This is a genomic window from Capnocytophaga stomatis, assembly GCF_002302635.1.
Taxonomy (GTDB): domain Bacteria; phylum Bacteroidota; class Bacteroidia; order Flavobacteriales; family Flavobacteriaceae; genus Capnocytophaga; species Capnocytophaga stomatis.
Map to the genome: position 1 here is coordinate 338,711 of NZ_CP022387.1, position 22,061 is coordinate 360,771.

At 35.4% G+C, this 22,061-nt stretch carries 18 protein-coding genes; 8 read left to right on the forward strand and 10 right to left on the reverse strand.

The window, feature by feature from the left end:
• The first annotated feature begins 4 nt into the window (after positions 1-4).
• The 3 genes from lptB to CGC58_RS01620 are packed head-to-tail and all read left to right on the forward strand — an operon-like array spanning position 5 to position 1,883.
• Positions 5-742 carry an LPS export ABC transporter ATP-binding protein gene (gene lptB, locus CGC58_RS01610; protein WP_095894825.1) on the forward strand — a complete coding sequence of 246 codons (738 nt, stop codon included), beginning with the start codon at positions 5-7 and terminating at the stop codon, positions 740-742.
• A 12-nt stretch (positions 743-754) separates the two neighbouring features.
• The gene (gene prmA, locus CGC58_RS01615; protein ID WP_095894826.1) at positions 755-1,588 is read left to right on the forward strand and encodes a 50S ribosomal protein L11 methyltransferase; all 834 of its coding nucleotides are present in this window, start codon (positions 755-757) and stop codon (positions 1,586-1,588) included.
• A gap of 13 nt (positions 1,589-1,601) precedes the next feature.
• Positions 1,602-1,883: an ATP-dependent Clp protease adaptor ClpS gene (locus CGC58_RS01620; protein ID WP_095894827.1), complete on the forward strand. Its 282-nt coding sequence runs from the start codon at positions 1,602-1,604 to the stop codon at positions 1,881-1,883.
• A 58-nt stretch (positions 1,884-1,941) separates the two neighbouring features.
• Here CGC58_RS01620 and dnaN read toward each other — a convergent pair whose 3' ends face one another.
• The 5 genes from dnaN to CGC58_RS01645 form a co-directional block, all read right to left on the reverse strand.
• A complete protein-coding gene (gene dnaN, locus CGC58_RS01625; RefSeq protein ID WP_095894828.1) occupies positions 1,942-3,063 on the reverse strand; it encodes a DNA polymerase III subunit beta in 1,122 nt (373 codons plus the stop codon).
• 292 nt (positions 3,064-3,355) lie between these two features.
• Positions 3,356-5,218: a penicillin-binding protein 2 gene (gene mrdA / locus CGC58_RS01630; RefSeq protein ID WP_095894829.1), complete on the reverse strand. Its 1,863-nt coding sequence runs from the start codon at positions 5,216-5,218 to the stop codon at positions 3,356-3,358.
• Entirely contained in the window at positions 5,215-5,721 is a 507-nt protein-coding gene (gene mreD / locus CGC58_RS01635) for a rod shape-determining protein MreD (RefSeq protein WP_095894830.1), read from the reverse strand. The genes mrdA and mreD overlap by 4 nt, the downstream gene beginning before the upstream one ends.
• A complete protein-coding gene (gene mreC, locus CGC58_RS01640) occupies positions 5,714-6,547 on the reverse strand; it encodes a rod shape-determining protein MreC (protein WP_095894831.1) in 834 nt (277 codons plus the stop codon). Before mreC ends, mreD begins: the two co-directional genes overlap by 8 nt.
• Positions 6,548-6,635: 88 nt before the next feature.
• Entirely contained in the window at positions 6,636-7,664 is a 1,029-nt protein-coding gene (locus tag CGC58_RS01645) for a rod shape-determining protein (protein WP_095894832.1), read from the reverse strand.
• A gap of 210 nt (positions 7,665-7,874) precedes the next feature.
• Here CGC58_RS01645 and CGC58_RS01650 point away from each other — a divergent pair, with 210 nt between their 5' ends.
• Positions 7,875-10,346, forward strand: coding sequence for a hybrid sensor histidine kinase/response regulator (locus CGC58_RS01650; protein ID WP_095894833.1), 2,472 nt, complete (start codon positions 7,875-7,877; stop codon positions 10,344-10,346).
• A gap of 60 nt (positions 10,347-10,406) precedes the next feature.
• Here CGC58_RS01650 and efp read toward each other — a convergent pair whose 3' ends face one another.
• The 5 genes from efp to tamL all read right to left on the reverse strand — a co-directional run bounded on the left by efp (position 10,407) and on the right by tamL (position 17,043).
• Positions 10,407-10,973 carry an elongation factor P gene (efp, locus tag CGC58_RS01655; RefSeq protein WP_095894834.1) on the reverse strand — a complete coding sequence of 189 codons (567 nt, stop codon included), beginning with the start codon at positions 10,971-10,973 and terminating at the stop codon, positions 10,407-10,409.
• 86 nt (positions 10,974-11,059) lie between these two features.
• Positions 11,060-11,848, reverse strand: coding sequence for an acyl-ACP--UDP-N-acetylglucosamine O-acyltransferase (gene lpxA, locus CGC58_RS01660; RefSeq protein ID WP_095894835.1), 789 nt, complete (start codon positions 11,846-11,848; stop codon positions 11,060-11,062).
• Between the two features lie 10 nt (positions 11,849-11,858).
• A complete protein-coding gene (locus CGC58_RS01665; protein ID WP_095894836.1) occupies positions 11,859-13,247 on the reverse strand; it encodes a bifunctional UDP-3-O-[3-hydroxymyristoyl] N-acetylglucosamine deacetylase/3-hydroxyacyl-ACP dehydratase in 1,389 nt (462 codons plus the stop codon).
• Between the two features lie 6 nt (positions 13,248-13,253).
• Positions 13,254-14,282, reverse strand: coding sequence for a UDP-3-O-(3-hydroxymyristoyl)glucosamine N-acyltransferase (lpxD, locus tag CGC58_RS01670; RefSeq protein ID WP_095894837.1), 1,029 nt, complete (start codon positions 14,280-14,282; stop codon positions 13,254-13,256).
• 202 nt (positions 14,283-14,484) lie between these two features.
• Complete coding sequence (gene tamL, locus CGC58_RS01675; RefSeq protein WP_095894838.1) at positions 14,485-17,043, reverse strand: translocation and assembly module lipoprotein TamL; 2,559 nt, start codon at positions 17,041-17,043, stop codon at positions 14,485-14,487.
• Positions 17,044-17,081: 38 nt separating this feature from the next.
• Between tamL and CGC58_RS01680 the strand changes: the two genes are divergently transcribed.
• The 4 genes from CGC58_RS01680 (at position 17,082) to CGC58_RS01695 (ending at position 22,041) form a co-directional block, all read left to right on the forward strand.
• The gene (locus CGC58_RS01680; protein ID WP_095894839.1) at positions 17,082-17,810 is read left to right on the forward strand and encodes a TrmH family RNA methyltransferase; all 729 of its coding nucleotides are present in this window, start codon (positions 17,082-17,084) and stop codon (positions 17,808-17,810) included.
• A gap of 24 nt (positions 17,811-17,834) precedes the next feature.
• A complete protein-coding gene (locus CGC58_RS01685) occupies positions 17,835-18,992 on the forward strand; it encodes an ATP-binding cassette domain-containing protein (protein ID WP_095894840.1) in 1,158 nt (385 codons plus the stop codon).
• A gap of 12 nt (positions 18,993-19,004) precedes the next feature.
• Entirely contained in the window at positions 19,005-20,141 is a 1,137-nt protein-coding gene (locus CGC58_RS01690) for a hypothetical protein (RefSeq protein ID WP_095894841.1), read from the forward strand.
• 130 nt (positions 20,142-20,271) lie between these two features.
• Positions 20,272-22,041, forward strand: coding sequence for an alpha-amylase family glycosyl hydrolase (locus tag CGC58_RS01695; protein ID WP_095897061.1), 1,770 nt, complete (start codon positions 20,272-20,274; stop codon positions 22,039-22,041).
• Positions 22,042-22,061 lie beyond the last annotated feature (20 nt).

Genomic DNA, 22,061 nt, shown 5'->3' on the forward strand with positions numbered 1-22,061 from the left:
CGAAATGAAGCTAATTGCAAACGACATTATTAAAATCTATAAAGGAAGAAAAGTTGTTAAGGGTGTTTCCTTGGAAGTAAATCAAGGGGAAATCGTTGGGCTTTTAGGACCAAACGGAGCTGGAAAAACAACTTCCTTTTATATGATTGTTGGTTTAATCAAACCAGATGGAGGAACAATTTACCTTGACAGTGAGAATATTACAAATTTCCCGATGTACAAGCGTGCACAATACGGAATTGGGTATTTGGCACAAGAGGCTTCTGTTTTTAGAAAACTAAGCATTGAGGATAACATCAAAAGTGTGTTGCAACTTACCAAACTATCTAAAAAAGAGCAACAAAAAAGAGTTGATGAGCTTATTGAAGAATTCAGTTTGGGACACATCCGAAAAAATCGAGGAGATTTGCTTTCTGGAGGAGAGAGAAGACGTACCGAAATTGCTCGTGCCTTGGCTACAAACCCTAAGTTTATTCTGCTTGATGAACCTTTTGCAGGCGTTGACCCAATTGCTGTTGAAGATATCCAATCTATTGTATTTCAACTAAAAAGCAAAAATATTGGAATTTTAATTACCGACCACCGTGTTGAGGAAACTCTCTCAATTACAGACAGAACTTACCTGATGTTTGAAGGAGGTATTTTGAAAGCAGGAACTCCGGAAGAACTTGCTGAAGATGAAATAGTTAGAAAAGTTTACTTAGGTAAAAACTTTGAACTTCGCAAAAAGAAAATGGAGTAAAAAATCAAGGAAATGCATAATTACATAGAATACGATTTTACAATTGAGCCACTTGGCGTAGCTTCTGAAATTTTGGTTGCTGAATTGGCGGAATGTGGTTTTGAGAGTTTTGTGGACTCCGAAAGGGGAATATTGGCTTATATTCAGGAAAATTTGTGGAATGAAAATATTTTGAATGATGTTTATATTTTACAATCGCCTGAATTTAAAATTTCATACACTTTCAAAACCATAGAGCAAATCAATTGGAACGAGGAGTGGGAAAAAAATTTCAACCCAATTGTTATTGATGATATTTGCACAGTTCGGGCTCCTTTTCACGAACTTCCCAGCACCCTTTATGACATCATTATAGAACCAAAAATGAGCTTTGGCACGGGACATCACGAAACCACATATATGATGTTACAATTCCTGCTAAGCACTGATTTGAAAGGGAAAAAAGTATTAGATATGGGATGCGGAACAAGTGTTTTGGCTATTATGGCTGAAAAACGAGGTGCAAAATCCATAACCGCTATTGACATTGACAATTGGTGTGTTGAAAATTCCCTTGAAAATGCGGAGCGAAATAATTGTAAAAATATTACCGTAAAATTAGGTGATGCTTCACTACTTGACAATGAGAATTTTGATATTATTATAGCCAATATTAATAGAAATATTTTACTTTCGGACATTCCTCAGTATGCAAAAAGTCTATCCTCTGGAGGAATGCTTTTCTTAAGCGGATTTTATGAATCCGATGTGCCTGCAATAACAGATAAATGTAACGAAAACAATTTAGAATTTGCAGAGAAGCTGGAACGTAACCAATGGGTTGCTCTGAAATTTAGAAAAATTTAAAATCCCTAAAACTATGATTTTCAATCACCAAGAAAAAACACAGAATGAAACTTCCACGGAAGAACTCTTGGATGATGGATGCCATCTTATTTTGTACAATGACGATGTGAACACCTTTGACCACGTTATCGAAACCTTGGTCAGTGTTTGTAAGCACACTTATGACCAAGCCGAACAATGTACCATAATAGTTCATTTCAAAGGAAAATGTGATGTAAAATCAGGAAGTTATGAAAAATTAAGACCAATGTGCCTTGCCTTATTAGATGCCGGCTTGAATGCTGAAATTGAGTAAAAAGCAAAAAAAGGGAATAAATAAAAAATTTATTCCCTTTTTTAATCGATGTTTTCAATTAGTTGTTATTCAACATTATAGGCATAGCCAACATTAGCACTCTTTCTCCTGGGTCTAATCCATCAAGAGGTGTTAAAATCCCTGCTCTGTTTGGCATTGACATTTCAAGCATTACTTCATCTGAATCCAAATTATTGAGCATTTCAATCAAGAAACGAGAATTGAACCCGATTTCCATATCATCACCTTGATAATTACAAGCGAAACGCTCATCTGCTTTGTTACTGTGGTCAATATCCTCTGCTGAAACCTGTAAATCAGAACCTGCTATCTTCAAACGGATTTGATGCGTAGTTTTGTTCGAGAAGATTGAAACACGTCGTGCTGAGTTTAAGAACTGTACACGATTAACCGTCAACTTATTAGGATTTTCTTTCGGAATTACCGCATCATAATTCGGATATTTTCCATCAATCAAGCGGCAAATGAATTCCATTCCATCGAAAGAGAACTTAGCATTACTTTCGTTGTACTCAACAGTAACCTCTGTTTCACTTCCAGCCAAAATTCCTTTCAACAAATTCAAAGGCTTTTTAGGCATAATGAATTCTGAAGTTTCTGTCGCTTTGATGTCCGTACGCTGATATTTTACCAGTTTGTGAGCATCTGTCGCCACAAAAGTCAAACCTTCTTCATTGAATTCAAAGAAAATTCCGCTCATTGTAGGACGCAAATCATCGTTTCCGACAGCAAAAATCGTTTTTTGAATTGCAGTAGCCAGAACATCTCCAAGTAAAGTCACTTTATTGGCTTCGGACAAACTCACAGGTTTTGGAAACTCCTCTCCATCCAAGTATGCCAATGAGTATTTTCCGTGTGTTGAACTGATTTCTATTGTATTATTATCTTTTGCAATGAATGTAAGTGGTTGTTCAGCAAAAGTTTTCAATATTTCTATCAACAGCTTTGCGGGTACTGCAATGCTTCCTTCCGAATCTGATTCCACTTCTAAAGCTCCTTTAACCGTTGTCTCCAAATCTGATGCTGAAATAGTTAGCACATTAGGAGTCAATTCAAATAAAAAATTATCAAGGATTGGCATTGTGTTACTGCTATTAATAACACCTCCTATTACTTGCAATTTTTTTAATAAGTACGAACTTGATACAATAAATTTCATATTTTTTTATGTATGTTTTTATTTTTAAAATTTTCTTAAAAAAAGAAAGCATTTTTTACACTTCCGTAACATTAAGAAATAGATAGTGACAAATATAATCAAAAATCCAATATCACAAAACTATTTTGAAAAATAGTCCGTTATAAAATTATATATAAAACATTTACATTTTGATTATTAATAAATTACAAAAATCAAAAAAATGAAGTATTTCATATTTTTGAGGATTTTTTTAAGCAGAATTTCTGCATCATAAAATTAAGATTTACTGACTTGCAAAGTCGATTAACTCCTATTGATTGATACGGAAAGGCTGCCCGCTGTATGGTTTTGCATACTCTTCCTCCAAGCTCTTTTCAAGCATTCGCTTCTCTAAATCACAACGATAGACCTCACCTTTAATATATCTCTCTATCATCAGCGAAGCAATTGGTCCCGCTACTCTCGCCCCATAATATCCGTTTTCCACAAAAACGGCAATTGCTATTTTAGGGTCATCAATTGGTGCAAATGCTACGAAAATGGAGTGGTCGGTTAGTTGCATTCGCTTTCCGTTAATTCGGACAAAATTCTCAGCAGTTCCCGTTTTTGCCCCAATATCAATTCCTTCTATTCTTGTCCCTCGTGCAGTCCCCGAATTGTATGCAGTATTCATTCCCTGGATTATAGGCTCGAAATGTTCTTTATCAATAGTTGTCCGTTTGACTGTTGTAAACTCCTTAAATGGTGTAACCTCATCGTTTATTTTCTTTACGATATGAGGCGTGTAAAAATGCCCTCTGTTGGCTATAATAGCCATTACATTAGCAAGTTGTATCGGAGTTGTCAATATTTCTCCCTGCCCTATCGCATTTGAAATATTGTACGTTGCCGCCCAACGGCCCTGCCCATATTGCCTATCATACAAAGCTGTATTCGGAATTTTTCCGGGTCGCCCTGTGGGAAAATCGCTTCCTAAAAAGCCACCCAAACCAAAACTTTTCACGTGCTTGCTCCACGCATCCATTCCAACGGAAGGTTTGCCATATTTTTCAATACTACGCCTGTATGAATTAGCAAAATAAGCGTTGCAAGAATGTGCAATGCCGTGTAGCAAATCATTACTTGAACGTCCACAATGACAACGCATTATACGATTTCCGTAGCGATATCCTCCTCCACAACCAAAGGAAGTTGAAGGAGCTATCACGTTTTCCTGCAAGGCTATCAGTGCATTAATCACCTTAAAAGGAGAACCTGGTGGATATTCAGCAAGTAAAGCCCTATCATACAAAGGTTTAGCTATAGAATCCTGATAAAGAGCCGTATAGTTTTTCGAGCGTTGCCTCCCGACAAGCAAGTTAGGGTCAAAAGTAGGAGCGGAAATTAGTGCTAATATTTCTCCTGTTTTAGGTTCGATTGCTACGATACCACCTCGCTTATTCTGCATTAATTCTTCTCCATAAGCTTGTAAACCAATATCTAAAGTCAATTGTAGAGACTGCCCCATAACAGGAAGTGTATCCAACATCCCGTCTTTGTAGCTGCTTATCTGGCGATTATGTCTGTCTTTTTGAAAATAGCGAACTCCTTTTTCTCCTCGTAAAAAAGATTCATATTGTTTTTCAACTCCCTGACGTCCAACCAATTCCCCAGCGATATAGTACGAATTTTCTTTCAGTTCCCATTCGTTTACCTCACTTATATACCCCAAAACATTTCCCGCATTACGTGTTAAATAATGACGTAAAGAACGTCTTTGGATGTAAAAACCATCAAATTTGCGTAATTTTTCTTGCAAAACAGCATAATCAACCTTTGAAAGCTGATTTACCAAAACAGATGGTTTGCGATAAGAATATTTTTTTGCTTTTTGTAAACGTTCTTTAAAATCTTCTTTTGAAATTGCTAATAATCCGCATAACTCCAACGTATCCAATTGTTTAACATCATTAGGAATTACCATAACATCGTATGCCGGTTGGTTCGAAACCAGAAGTTGCCCATTTCTGTCGTAAATATAGCCTCTCTCCGGATAATCGTAAACAACCTCAACCGCAACATCTTCATCAGGACGTGAATTTTCATCAAATTCCACAACCTGAAGATACACCAAACGAATCACAAAAACGATTGATGTTAAGATAATTATGATAAACAGCAAGTACTTTCTCATTTCTTCTGGCTCCTAAATATGTACGTAATTAGCAAACACACAATAATTGTAAAAACAGAGGCAGTTCCTATTTTCACAAAAGTTGTAAACAGATGATTGAAGTTAAATATTTCGAGAAAATAAAACAACGTATGATGTAATACAACTATAATTGTTGTATAGGAAAATACTTTTGCAGGAGGATATTGTAAAAGTTTTATCTCCTGAAAATCAAAATTATTCCCAAATACAAACTTTAATATTCTCGCACGAACATACGCAACAAAAACCGTGCTGGCTGCGTGAATTCCTCCCGTGTTTGAGAAAATATCAATACACAAACCTATCAGAAAAGCCGCAAACAAAAATTGTATTTTGGATTCTCTATATGGATAAATAATTACAAAAAGTAGATATACCATCGGGTTTGCATATCCCAAGTAACCAATATTACTAAATACAAGTACTTGTAACAGTACCAGCACAATAAATAAAAAAGTATTTTTAATAAAAAGATTATTCATTAGGATTTTGGCTTTCTAAATTACTAATCTCTTCTTTGTCTTTATTTTCAATTATGTAAATGAAATCTACATTTGACATATCTGTAAACAACTTAATATCAATAACAAAGGAATTATCCATTTGGCTTCTGGTGATGTTCATAATACGCCCAACAGGAATTCCTTTAGGGAAAATGCTTGACATTCCTCCCGTAACAATAGTATCACCTTTTTGAATTGGAGCAATATTAGGGATATCCACCAATTGAACAATATTTAGTTCTTGCCCGTTCCATTTGAGTGAACCAAAATGCCCTGTTCTTTTTACCATTGCATTCAAAGAAGACTTTATATTCAAAACACTCTGAACAGTAGCAAACTGACCAGAAGTATTCTCAACAATTCCCACAATTCCTTTAGGAGAAATCACTCCCATATCTTGTTTTACTCCTTCTTCTTCTCCTTTATCGATTGTCAAATAATTTTTCTTCCGCAAGAAACTATTTTTGATAATATTAGCTGTGTAAACTTTATATTGATTTGCATCAAAAAAAGGCAGGCTATCGGCTAAAGTGCTTTGTTTGAGCTGATTCTCCAATGCAAATATTTTGCTTCGAAGTTGCTTATTTTCTTCACTAAGAAGAGTATTTTGACCTCTTAAATCAAAATACTGAGCCCAATAGCTTGAAAAATTATACAAACTCCCCGAGATAGCATTAGCGGAATTGATATATCTGCTTTGTGGATAATAATTATCTTTGATAATCAAAAAGATAGAAAAAGAAAAAAGCAACAAAAACACAAAAAAGTTTCTTTTACGAATAAAAAACAAAATGATTTGTTGCATAAGCTCTAAATTACATATTTTTAAAAGACAAATTGTAAGGTGCAAGCTTTCAACATCCTACACCTTACAATTTCAAAATCATAAACTATTACTTAAGAAGTATGCTTCTGAATTTATCTATATTTTTCAAAGTGATTCCCGTTCCACGAACTACTGCACGCAATGGGTCTTCTGCTACGTAAACCGGCAAATCGGTTTTTAAAGAAATTCGCTTGTCCAAACCTCGTAGCATAGCTCCACCACCAGCCATATAAATCCCTGTGTTATAGATATCTGCAGCTAATTCAGGCGGTGTTTGTGACAATGTTTCCATAATGGAATCTTCGATACGCAAAATGGATTTATCCAATGCTTTCACCATCTCACGATATGAAACTTGCACTTGTTTAGGTTTTCCTGTTAGCAAATCACGCCCTTGCACCATAATATCTTCTGGCGGAAGGTCTAAATCTTCTGTGGCTGCACCAATCGTTATTTTGATATTTTCAGCAGTACTTTCACCTACGTAAAGGTTATGTTGAGTACGCATATAATGAACAATATCAGAGTTAAAAATATCACCCGCAATTTTCACAGATTTATCACAAACGATTCCTCCTAAGGCAATTACGGCAATTTCTGTAGTTCCCCCTCCGATATCAATAATCATATTCCCTTTAGGTTGCATAATGTCCAATCCAATCCCAATAGCTGCCGCCATCGGTTCGTGAACAAGATAAATGTCTTTTCCGTTTACACGCTCGCACGACTCACGAACGGCACGCGTTTCCACTTCTGTAATTCCTGAAGGAATACAAACCACCATACGCAATGAGGGAGAGAAAAAACGCCTTTTCAATGCAGGTACACTTCTGATAAGCATACTAATCATTTGCTCCGAAGCATCAAAATCAGCAATTACTCCATCTTTTAATGGTCGAATTGTTTTAATGTTAGGGTGTGTTTTTCCTTGCATTAACCGAGCTTCCTTGCCTACTGCTATAATTTTGTGTGAAGTTCGGTCTTGAGCGACAATCGATGGGCTATCCACCACCACCTTGTCATTATGAATGATTAATGTATTTGCTGTTCCTAAATCTATTGCTATTTCTTCCGTTAAGAAGTCAAAAAAACCCATATTTGTGTAGTTGTATTAAATATAATTTGTTTAAAATCAATCATTTATAAAAAGAAAACTATTCTATTTATGCGACTGCAATTTTATGAAAAAAAAAATGTTTTTCCAAACAAATTTCAATTTTAATCCTTAAATTCACAAAATGCTATTTTAAATCATAAAAAAATGTTACTTTTGCTGTTAGAGTTAAATTTTTAGCTTAGAAAATATATGAAATCCCAAAAAATAACATTAAAAATAATTTTAGGATATCTTCTGTTAATATTAACATCTGCAACGGTTGCGGCTGTTACTTATAAAGAAATTCAAAAATTAACCTCATCAGAAAACATAAACCAATCCAATAGAGATAAAATGCTGAAAATCGGCAGAATACTAACTCTTATGAATGAAACGGAAAGTGCCGGAAAAATAGCAATCCGTACTGATGATGAGCAAGCTCTTAAATCTTTTTTGGAAAAAAATAAAATTCTGGAAGATAGTATTATCAAATTCAGAAAAAACATTACATCTGAAAAACACTTGCAAATGCTTGATACTGTGCAGATGTTAATTCAATTAAAAAGTAAAAACCTTCAAGAATTGAAAGCCATTCAGCGTAGTGATGTTTCATCAATTACCATTCGTAATGCCATCAAAAAACTTTCGAGCTTGGAGCCTTCACTTGGGCATTTTCTGCTGAATGACAACATTGTAACAAGTCAAGAAAGGATAGGCCCCAGAAGAGATTCAACAAGTACGGAAAGTGAAACACAACAAGATATTCCTTCCATCTTAAAACGATATAAGGACATAAAAATTCCTCCCACTCGGAATCAGTCAAAGTTTGATGAAACTGTTATGGAAACCTTAAAATTGTTAAATAAAGTTCATCGAGAAACTCAAAAATATAAATATAAGCAAAACGAAAAAATACAAACTCTTTGGCATAATGACAATCGTATGTCGGAGAAAATTGGCGATTTACTTTCTGATTTTGAAGAAGATATACTAAAAAGTTCACAAGAAATTAACAATGAACGACAAATTATTTTCAAAAAAAGTAAGTCTTTCCTGATTCTTTCTTATGTCTTTGCGATAATTGTCACCGTTTTACTTTCCTTTATTATAATAAGGGACTTTTGGAAAATTCAGGCTTACCGGCAAGAATTGGAAACAGCAAACCTGAAAACCAATCGTTTATTAAAAAGTAGAGAGCAACTCGTTTCTATGGTTAGCCACGATTTGCGAACACCTCTCAGCTCTATAATAGGATACTCCGAACTCCTTAGAAAACAAGACATTACGGAAAAAGGCAAAAATTATCTTTCACATATCAAATATTCTTCGGAGTATATTCAAAAGTTGGTTGATGAACTGCTGGATTATTCCAAGTTGGAGGCGGGAAAAATTACGATACAAAAGGTTCCTATAAATATTGCTGACACTATCAAGGAAGTATCTGATAATGTGAAGTCTATATACAAATCCAAACCTATCACCTTGTCAATGGAAATTTCCGATACAATTCGCAATAGTAAATTTACAAATGATTCGTATCGTATCAGACAGATTCTTTACAATCTGATTTCCAATGCTTTTAAATTCACTGAAAAAGGAGAAATTCGCATTAAAGCCGAAGCAAAACCTTTCACCGACAAGGCTTCCGAAATTATCATCTCGGTTTCAGACTCCGGAATCGGTATAAAAAAAGAACAACAGGCTCACATTTTTGACGAATTTACGCAAGCCAACACAGATGTTTCAAAACGCTACGGAGGTTCAGGATTAGGTTTGCATATTTCACAAAAATTGGCTCATTTGCTAAAAGGAAAAATAAGTCTTGAAAGTGAAGAAAATGTAGGAAGTACGTTTACTTTCCGTTTTGTATCTGAAAAAGTTACTGAAAATCAGAAAGTTGTTTCAAACAAATGGACTTCTGACAAAGCTCCTAACGAAATCGAAATTCTTGCAATTGATGACGATGCCACCATTTTAGGACTTATTCAGGAACTTTTACATCAGAAAAACATAAAAGTTACTCCTTTTAGCAACGGAAAAGAAGCTCTTTCCAAGATGAATTCACTCAATTTTGATATGGTTATCACGGATATTCAGATTCCTGAAATGAATGGTTTTCACTTTGTTACGTTATTCAATGAACAATATAAAGACAATCCTATTCCGGTGTTGGCTATTACGGGCAGAAAAGACGTTCCCGAGAGTTTCTATACACAAAGCGGTTTTTCAGGAATATTACCAAAACCTTTCACTCCTCAGCAATTTTATGAGAAGTTGAATTCATTTTTCCCGAAAATAGAAACCAATAATTTTGCAGCACCTCCTCCTTTAGTTGTTGATTCTGTGGAATATCGTCCTGAGGTTTTGGAACAATTTATGGGAGATGATAAAGATGCTATTATTGCTCTTTATGAAACTTTTATAAACGATTCTGTAAAAAACATTTCAAATTTGAAGCAATTTGCAAATATTAGAGAATATGAAAATATCCGAGCCATTGCCCATAAAATGCGAAGTATGTTCGGACAAATAAACGCTAAAAGAGAAGTAGAAATATTAAACTATTTGAACAATATTTCAGAAGAAAGTGATATTTTGGAACTTCGACTTAAAATCAACGACTTAGAAAAACTTTTCAATGAAGAATGTAAAATAGCTATTGAGAAATATTGTCATAACTAAATAGAAGCAAAAATCCGAATTTCGTTATGAAATTCGGATTTTTTACATATAAAAAGATAGTTAATCTTTCATTCTTTCCACGTATGTTCCCTTTTCAGTTTCAACCTTAATGCGGTCACCTTCATTGATAAATAACGGAACGTTCACGATTGCACCTGTTTCCACAGTAGCTGGTTTTGTGGCGTTGGTTGCCGTATTTCCTTTTACTCCCGGCTCAACGTGAGTTACTGTAAGTATCACACTGGCAGGCATTTCTACAGAAAGAGGAGATTCATCTTCTGCATTAAAAATAATCATTACTATTTCTCCTTCCTTAAGTAGTTCAGGATTATCAAGCATATCTTTACGGATATTTACTTGATTGTAATCCTCTGTATTCATAAATACAAAATCATCTCCTTCTTCATACAAATATTGGAAAGAGCGTGTTTCTACACGTACATCGTCAATTTTATGTCCCGCCGAAAATGTATTATCAAGAGTTTTTCCCGTAGTAACGCTTTTCAATTTTGTACGAACGAAAGCGGGTCCTTTTCCAGGTTTAACGTGCAAAAATTCGATTATTTTGTAAATGTCGTGATTAAAACGGATACATAATCCTTTTCTAATATCTGCTGTTGTTGCCATCTATTATAATTAATTGTTATTAAATTTTTTACTTTTTCATAAATGATATCGAAACTTCTTCATAAAACACAGAAGCACAATATGTTCTACATACTTCCTCCCGTGTAACCCTTCATTACACCTCGTGAGGAATTACGGATGAAGTCTAAAATTTCGTCTCTTTCAGGAGTAGCTTCCATTTCTGCTTCCACTATGGAAAGTGCCTGTGTGGTATTGAAATCTTTTTGGAAAATAATCCTATAAATATTTTGTATCTCTCTGATTTTCTCTGGAGTAAAACCTCTTCTTCGCAAGCCAACGGAATTGATTCCCACGTAAGAAAGCGGTTCACGGGCTGCTTTCACGTAAGGTGGCACATCTTTACGAACCAAAGACCCTCCCGTTACAAATGCGTGATTTCCAATAGTGGTAAATTGCTGAACCGCAACCATCCCCGCCAGAACCACGTAATCACCCACTATAGTATGACCTGCTAAAGTAGTGTTATTTGAAAATATACAATGATTTCCTACGATGCAATCGTGAGCGATGTGACTGTAAGCCATTATCCAGCAATTCTCCCCTACCACAGTTTTCATCTTGTCAACCGTTCCTCTGTTGATTGTTACACACTCTCGGATAGTTGTTCCGTCTCCAATAATAGTGACAGTTTCTTCATTTTGAAATTTTTTATCCTGAGGAATCGCAGAAATCACAGCCCCAGGAAAGATAGAGCAATTCTTCCCAATTCTCGCCCCTTCCATAATCGTTACGTTAGGTCCTATCCAAGTGCCTTCACCAATTTCAACATTATTATGAATGGTTGAAAAAGGTTCAATTACCACATTCTGAGCTATTTTTGCTCCGGGATGCACATACGCCAAAGGTTGATTCATAGCCTTTTAATTATTTAATTTTCACAATTTGAGCCATCAACTCTGCCTCGGTTGCTAATTTTCCGTTTACATAAGCATACCCTTGCATATGGCAAATACCTCTTCTGATAGGCGTTAAAAGCTCCAATTTAAAAATGAGCGTATCGCCTGGCATTACCTGAACTTTAAATTTAACATTATCTATCTTCATAAAATATGTCAAATAATTTTCAGGGTCAGGTACTGTACTCAAAATCAATACACCACCTGCTTGTGCCATTGCCTCAATTTGTAAAACTCCTGGCATTACAGGAGCTCCTGGGAAATGTCCCACAAAAAAAGGCTCGTTCATTGTTACATTCTTCAACCCGATAACGTGCTTATCCGAAAGTTCAAAAATCTTATCAACCAACAAAAACGGTGGGCGATGCGGTAATAATTTTGTTATATCATTGATATTCATCAACGGAGGCTGATTTATATCAATTGAAGGAACATTATTTCTACGTTCGTTTTTAATAATTTTCGATAATTTTTTAGCAAACTGTGTATTGGTAAAATGCCCTGGTTTTGTGGCAATTACCTTCCCTCGTATACGTGTACCAACCAAAGCTAAATCTCCAATCACGTCAAGGAGTTTATGCCGAGCAGCTTCGTTGGAATAATGCAATTTCAGATTATCCAAAATTCCGTTTGGCTGAACAGAAATATCCTCTTTATTGAAGATTTTTTTCAGCTTTTGCATCGTTTCTTCCGAAATTTCTTTATCTACATAAACGATAGCGTTGTTCAAGTCTCCTCCTTTGATAAGCCCGTGGTCAAGAAGCATTTCCAACTCGTGTAAAAAACTGAATGTGCGTGAGTTAGCAATATCATCTTTAAACTCAGAAAGTTTATTCAAATAGGCATTTTGCGTACCCAAGATTTTCGTTCCGAAATCAACCATTGTAGCTACCTGATATTCATCAGAAGGTATCACAGTAATCTCACTTCCTGTTTCTTCGTTTACATACGAAATCACTTCCTTAACAACGTATTCCTCTCGTGGTGCATCTTGCTCTTGAATTCCCGCTTCTGCTATGGCTTCTACAAAATATCTTGCCGAACCATCCATAATCGGTGGTTCTGAAGCATTTAGCTCGATGATAACATTATCCAAATCCATTCCCACGAGAGCCGCCAAAACGTGTTCGCAAGTCTGAATTCTGACACCTTTTTTTTCTAAAACGGTACCTCTTTCGGTATTTGTTACGTAATTGACATCTGCCTCAATTACAGGAGAACCCTCTAAATCAACACGAACAAAAGTATATCCGTGATTTACCGGAGCCGGTTTCAATGTCATTTTCACATTTTGCCCTGTGTGCAGACCTACTCCCTCTAAACTAATCTCTCTTGCTAAAGTATTTTGCTTTACCATAAGACTTTATTTATTTTCCAAATATTTTTTTTCGATATCTAAAAATCGCTTCATCAAAGATGGTAACTTCTTGAAAATCACATATGATTTATTATAATCAGAATATCCTATTGCCGGCGCACCCTGCAATACTTCATCGTCTTCTACATTTCTGATAACACCTGATTGTGCTTGAATCTTCACCCGATTTCCAATATTCAAATGCCCGACAATCCCTACCTGACCGCCAATCATACAGCTTTCTCCTATTTTGGTAGAACCCGCCACACCAGTTTGTGCAGCAATTACTGTATTCTTGCCAATTTCCACATTATGAGCTATCTGTATTTGATTGTCTAATTTTACACCTTTACGGATAATTGTCGAACCCAAAGTAGCTCGGTCAATGGTACTTCCAGCTCCTATATCAACGTAATCTTCAATAATCACATTTCCAATTTGCGGAACTTTATTGTAAAAACCTTCCTCAACGGGAGCAAACCCAAAGCCGTCAGCACCTAATATGACTCCTGCGTGTAGCGTACAATGCTTACCTATAACCGTTTCGGAATATATCTTACAGCCGGCAAATAACGTGGTATTATCGCCAATGGTCACATTATCACCTATATAAGTGTTAGGATAAATTTTTACATTATTGCCTATAACCACATTTTCTCCGATGTAGGAAAAAGCCCCTACGTACACATCCTCTCCTATTCGTGCTGATTTTGAGATGAAAACAGGCTCTTCAATGCCTTTTTTGTTTAGCTTTATCTGGTTATAATACTCCAACAATTTTGAAAAAGCCGAGTAAGCATCATCCACCTTAACCAAAGTAACCGAAAGCTCACTTTCCGTCTCAAAAGTTTTATTAACTATTGCTACAGAGGCTTTTGTAGTATATATATAATTTTTATACTTCGGATTTGCCAAAAAAGTAATACTTCCCTCCTCTCCTTCCTCTATTTTCGAAAGTTTGTATATCTCTACATCAGGATTTCCTTCTACTTCTCCGTGCAATATATTTGCTATTTGTAAAGCTGTAAATTTCACTTTTGTACTTTTAAATTCCTAAAAACCAATACTGTAAAAAACAAAAAACTATTTTTTTCGTTTGTAGTAAAAACAATATTTCGTTTTTTCCGCAACAAAAATAGAAAAATAATTTAAAAGAGCATTAAATATTATTTTTTTTAGGTTTTATATATTCCGATTATAAACATTTTAGCAATTATAGCCTATCTTCAAAAATTCATTAAAAAGGATAGTTAATACCTATGTTATAAACCAAATTTTTTAAGGATACATCCGTAAACCAACGACTTCCCAACGGATTTGCCGGATTGTATATTCTGTTTGCGACATCCAATCGGAAAACAAAAAATCCAAAATCATACCGAAGTCCTAAACCCGAACTCACTCCCACATCCTTCAATGACGAAAGATTTTTGAATTTGTACGAATCAAATGAAACATCATCAAGAACATTCCAAATATTACCCGCATCGGTAAAAATCGCTCCTTTAAAGCTTCCTGCTATCGGGAAACGATATTCCAAATTCAGTGTAAGTTTCATATTTGCCTCATTGTAATCCAAGATAGACTCACTGCTTCCTGGTCCCAAACTATAAGCTCTCCATCCGCGGTTATCACTTGAGCCTCCTGCAAAGTAACTTTGTGAAAACGGAATATTTTTTGAGTTCCCGTACGGAATAGCAACTCCTAAAAAGCCACGAAACGCTAAAGAGCTCTGCTCCCCTATTGGCCAATGCTTAATGTAATCAAGTTCTGTTTTTACAAATTGAGCGTATTCAACTCCCAAAAATTTTCTTGGATTGCTCTCCTCTTTTACAACACCATACAAACTTGAAAATAAGTTCAACAAGCTACCCGCACTTTCCAACTTCACACGGAATTGCGAGAAATCTCTCTGGAAAAACTGCGAATTATTATTGAATACATAAGTAAAACTTGTTGAAAGAATGAAATCATTACGCGTAAGCCTTTCTTGTCTTTGTCCTATACTCAAAATTGGCGTTATATCTTCCTCTTTAAGAGTTACTCTCTGATTAATAATATCCTTGAAAAATCCTGATGTGCCTTTTTCTACAATCAAATCTCCTTGATCATCTAAATACGAGGGGTCAAGTGCGTATTTTTTAGCAATTGTATTCAATCGATCGTAAGTAGATCTATAAATGTTGAAAAAATTCCCCGGATTTAAGTTATGTACGTACTGAACATTCAGTAAATCAAACACGGCTTTATCATTTCGTGGATTCCAAGAATATCGCAATACTCCTGTTACATTTTGCTTATCTAAACCGATGTTGGTTTGGTAACTCGTACCCACTTGCAACATCGTTTGCGGAGTCATCGAATATGGGATTATTTTAGTTGTATTTAAAAAGAACAATATCTCAGGAAAAACCAAACGAATATCCCCGCTGATTTCTGACATATTGAAAAATCTTTTCTCACTTGAATTTCTTTGTGAAGCGAAAGTCCCCTGCAAATTCAATTCCAATATTTCACTTCTTCTGAAGGCATTTCTCGTTGCAAATGAAGTCCCTAATGTTATACCAATTCGTTCAATTTCAGAGCGTTTTATTTCATTTGTAAGCCGAAGCGAAAATTTATCCAACGGAGCTAAATATATATTGGCATCTAAACTTTTCTGAAGTGTATCATTTTCAGCATATTTAAACTCAATATTCGGATATTTAAAAATACGTAAATTATTGATTTGCTTATAGGTAAGTCCTCTATTTTCATCTGAATAAGTTGCTCCTTTTTCCAAAGCTGAAGCCATTTTCAAAATACGAGGTTTGTATTTCAATTTATCTTTATAAAATATTGTTATATCCTTATAAGTAATTGAATCCAAAGTTTTTGGATCCATAGTGTAATCATAATCGGTAAAAATTCGAATGTTGTTAAGGTAATGAACTTTATAAACTTTTTTAGTGATAATATCCCCATCACGCTCAATCAAATCATCAATAACGGTTGTTACGTCAAGTTTTTGGTCTTTATTTTCCTGAATCGTGTCACGCTCAATCTCAAAATTTATTGAACTTGGCTGAAATGTATAAAAACCATTATTCCGAAATAAAGTTGTAAGGCGGCTGCGTTCGCTGTTAAAATCACTTAATTGATACGGATTTCCCGACTTCAAAAAACTGTTATATAAATGTGTATCATACACAGAATCAATCTCCGAAGAAGCTATCGAAGTTTTTAAAGTATCCAAATAATAACGCTCTCCGGTCTGAATATGATAAGAAACAATTGCTCGTTTTTTCTTATTTTTAGGATTATAGGTAACACTATCTTTCACAGTAGAATTAAAATATCCGATACTGTTATGATATGATTTTAAGTAATTTACGCTTGATTTTATTTTCGAGCTATCTAAAATAACAGGAGCTTCACCAATGTTTTTCAGCTGCTTATGTATCCCTGAAACAAGGAAGGATTGTTTTAATCTTCTTACTTGTTTTTGTGACAATATCCTTTCCAAAGTGCTATTCCACTTCGGGTGTTCGTCAAGCCAATCTTGAAAATCTTCCTCAGGATTTGGTTTCGCGGCATTGTATATGAACAACCCCAAAGGCAACCCAAACAAAGACGCATTTGGTTTTTGTAAAATAAAATTATTTATCTTTGCGTCTTCTGTTTTTTTATCATTTACGTAAACGGTATTTTCTTTGAGCAAATACGAGTTTTCAGGAACCCTTTTTACAGCGTTACAGGCTGATAACAAAACAGATACCAACGCAAAGAGTAATATTTTAGGAATAAATAATCTCACAAACTTTTGTTTTTAGGGCTCAAAAATACATATTTTTTATGGTTAGCAAAAATCAAATTAAACTTATTCAGAAGTTACAACAAAAAAAATATCGTTTTCAGCATCAAATGTTTATAGTAGAAGGCAAAAAATCAATTCTTGAGTTTCTACAACCAAACTTTGATGTCGAGCAAATTTTTGTTACGGAATACTTCTCCAAAAAATTACCGAAAAACAAAACAACTATCACCACAAAAGAAGAATTAAAGAAAATCAGTTCGCTCAAAAATCCTGATGAAGGCTTTGCTATTTTCAAAATCCCTACCGAACAACCCATTAAAAATAAAGGACTTATCGTTGCCTTGGACGACATTCGCGACCCTGGAAATCTGGGAACTATCATTCGGATTTGTGATTGGTTTGGCGTGCATCAATTGGTTTGCAGCCAAGAAACGGTAGATTGCTATAATCCAAAAGTAGTGCAAGCCTCAATGGGTTCGCTAACTCGGGTAAACGTACATTACACTGACTTACAGCACTTTCTAAACAATACCAAATTACCCGTATATACTACGGCGATGAGCGGAGAAAGTGTGTATCGAACTCCTTTTCCTGAGAATCTTATCTTAGTAATGGGCAACGAAGCCAACGGAATTTCCGAAGAAATCTTTAAATTTGCCACAAAAAAAATCACAATTCCTCGTTTTGGACAATTACAACAAACTGAAAGCCTGAATGTTGCAACCGCAACCGCTATTTTACTGAGCGAAGCCAGAAGAACTTTTTAAGTAATAATAAATATGTATTAAAAAATGTCAAAACATCAACAACGCATACAACAAGCCTTACAAAACATTGAAAATAACGATATTTCATTAGGCTTTCGCAAATTGCTTGATTGTGCTACCGATACCCAAAGTATGGAAATCTACAACCAAGCCATTGCACTAACCGATTGGAAAGAAAACAATCCTACAAACACAACTGAATTTGTAGAACGAGCCAAAACATTGCTTGCCAATATAGAGAAACACAGCGTCAATGAAGTAGACACCCAACAAGCCGTTTTGGTGGCAAAAGACATTCAAAAACAATACGGCTTGGGTAGCTTTGTATTAGGTCCGATTTCAGTAGAAATAAAAAAAGGACAAGTTTACGGACTCGTAGGAGAAAATGGTAATGGAAAAACTACCCTGCTGCGTATTTTAGCCAACGATTTGTCGTTTAACATCGGTACACTTGAATATAATTTCAGGGAAAATTCAAAAAACGAGTATGACCTGAAAACCAAGCTCGTTTACATCCCGCAACGTACTGCAAAATGGTATGGAAGCCTCAAAGAAAATCTGAAGTTTGTGTTGGCAAATTACGGCATTCCCCCCAAGGAAAACGAAACAAGAACCTTAATGATGATAGCACGTTTAGGACTTTGGAAATACAAAGACCTCAAATGGAGCGAGCTTTCATCAGGGTATAAAATGCGGTTTGAACTTGCTCGTACATTGCTTCGTAAACCTGAATTATTACTGCTTGATGAACCATTAGGAAATTTGGATGTAATGGCACAACAGATCATCTTGGAAGACCTGAAAATGATTGCCAATTCTGTTAATAATCCTATCGCTTTGATTTTAAGTTCACAGCAATTGTACGAAGTTGAAAAAATTTCAGACAAAGTTATTTTCCTGAAAAACGGAAAATATACTGATAACTCATCACAAAGCAAACAGGAAAGTATTGACAACCCGCTGATTGTTGAAATTGACACCACCAATTCTCGCGAGGAACTCATCAGTGCCTTTGCCTCACTTCCTCTTGAAAAACTTAATTACAACGGAGGAATTTATATTGCTTATTTTCAAACCAATACCGATTTATCAGAAGTACTAAGCAATTTAGGAAAATCAAAAATCAGTATCACATATTTGCGTAACATTTCAAGTTCAACCCGACGTTTTTTCGTCAATTAATCAATTGAATATATGTACAATAAGATAGAAAAATTTTTGCTGGAACGATTTCCTTCTCTTTGGAATACCAAATTATGTTGGATTTTAATCATAAGCTTGCCTATACACGCATTCTTTTTTATGCTTGGCTGGCTATTGCTTGATGAAGAAAAACTAATAAGGTATTATTACAGTCCCCATATAGATGAATACTTCGTGACACCATTTTTATTGCATTTAATAATTTCCATCTTACTGATTGTAGGATGGTTGGTAATGCTATTTAAACATAATGCATTTAAGAACTTTTACCCGAGTAGTCCATTGAAACTCTTCGGGCAGTTTGTGCAGTATTTCATTATTTTATCTTGTTCAACACTGTTTTCAATTTCCTTCAGCTTGGGAGTAAAAACCAGAGTAAACATATACTACACAGATGATTATATCAAAAAATTAAGTGATAAATTCCCTTTCCAGCAACAAAACAAAATTAGCCCCCAAGTGTTGGATGGTCTCTCAACAGATTTTGAAGAACCCGCCAAAGTATTGTCTCATCAAAAACTAGATACTTTAAAATCAGTCACTTCAATTGATGATAATAACAGTGAGACTACAGAAACAACCGCTACAGTTGACCATTCTGGCTACGACGAGCACCAATACTACGATAGTAAAACAGATAATTTGACAGAAAATCTCAGAATGATTGAGAATTTTTCTATGACTGAAAATATTCTAGCTTACATCCCTTTAATATTTATACTATCTACTTTGATTTTCTGTTTTCGTGTAACTAATTTACGAACTTTACTCTTTACCATTATATTCTCGGGGATATTGGTACTCGTGTTAGGTATTTTTTCACTAATTATGGCCTTGGGTGGAGGTCACTCATCTATTCTTTGGTTGTACATCATTACGGCATATGGCATTATCGTAATTTCTTTTGGTCTTGTAACACAAGTAAGAAAGTTGTATTCTGGCATTCTTTTAAATTTTTCACTGCTTTTCTTTGTACCAGCAACCTTTGGTTTTGTGGTATTAATAACTAATTCTGATTTTTTTGAACATAATTTTATACCAGTGTCCTACTTTATTTTTGGATTAGGATTTTTATTTGTATTACTTTACACCCACATATTGCACAAATGGCGTGCTTTACCAGAATAAAAATTTATGCAACATAAAAATATAACTGTCTTATATGAAAAAAAATATTTCAACATTAATGCTTTCTTCCTTAATTTTTCTTTTTTTTGCAGCCGCTTGTAAAAATAAAGAAGAAAAAACTAATAAGCAGATGAAAGAAAGCAACAAAAAAGTAGTTTATCAAGTATTTACACGCCTTTTCGGCAACACCAACAACACGAACAAGCCTTGGGGAACAAAACACGAAAACGGAGTGGGTAAATTCTCTGATTTTACGGATAAAGCACTGCAAGAAATCAAAGATTTAGGAGCTACACATATCTGGTTTACAGGCGTTCCGCATCACGCTTTGGTGGGCGATTATACTGCAATTGGCGTATCAAACGACTCTCCGGAAGTGGTAAAAGGGCGTGCAGGTTCGCCTTACGCCGTGAAGGACTACTACAACGTGAATCCTGATTTGGCGGACAACCCTGAAAACCGATTGGAAGAATTCAAAGCCCTAATCGAACGCACTCATAAAAACGGACTTAAAGTAATCATCGATATTGTGCCAAATCACGTGGCTCGAAAGTACGAAAGCATTTCTAAACCTCAAGGAATCAAAGGATTTGGAGAAGATGACGATACTTCCGTTCAGTACGATGTAAACAATAATTTTTACTACAATCCTGGCGAAGCATTTCAAGTGCCTGATTATATGGAAGGATATTTGCCCTTGGGAGGTGAACCTATCGCCAACGACCACAAATTTCAAGAATTTCCTGCTAAATGGACAGGCAATGGCTCACGAAAATCCAAACCTGATTTCAACGATTGGTATGAAACAGTGAAGCTCAATTTCGGAGTGCGACCCGATGGCACAAAAGATTTTCCTGAACTTTCCGACGACTTCAATGACAAAGACTATAAAGCACATTTCCAATTTTGGGAAACAAAAACCGTTCCGAATACGTGGGTGAAATTTAGAGATATTGCCTTATTTTGGCTTGGTTTGGGTGTGGACGGATTCCGTTTTGATATGGCAGAGATGGTTCCCGTGGAATTTTGGAGCTATCTGAATTCCAACATTAAAATGAAAAATCCTGATGCGTTTTTGCTGGCGGAAATCTATAATCCGAAAGCCTATCGCGACTATATCCGAAAAGGAAAAATGGATTATCTGTACGATAAAGTACAATTGTATGATACATTGCGAGGCATCATTTCACACGGACGTTCAACAGATGCTATTGCTCCTATTCAGAAGGAGTTAGCTGATATTTCCGAAAATATGCTTCACTTTTTGGAGAATCACGACGAACAACGTATTGCATCACCTGAATTTGCAGGATATGCCGAAAAAGCAAAGCCTGCGATGACAGTTTCTGCACTTATTAGCGATGCTCCCGTAATGATTTATTTCGGACAAGAAGTGGGCGAAAAAGGAGCAGAACGAGGCGGTTTCGGAAGTCCGTCACGCACTTCAATTTTCGACTATGTAGGCGTTCCTGCACACCAACGTTGGATGAACAACAAGCAATTTGACGGAGGTCAACTTTCTGAAAATGAGAAACAATTACGTGATTTTTACAAACGTTTGCTGAACTTGGACGTAAACGGATTTTACGCTGATATTCACGAACATAACCGAAAAAATACGGAATTCTACAACGACAAAGTATATGCCTTTGTACGCGGCGATGAAGAAAATCAGTGGATTATCGTAGTGAATTTCAGTGATACTGATGGTTTTGGGTTCGATTTACAAATTCCGCAATTTGTAGTTGGAAGTTGGTTTTTGAACGATGGAGCATACACCGCAAACGATGCACTTTATCAAAAGCAGCAAACCACACTCAACATTCAAAACGGACAAGGTAAAATGCGTGTGGATATTGCTCCATTACAATCACTTGTGTTTAAAATTTCAAAAAAGTAATAAAAAATAAAGTTTGATTG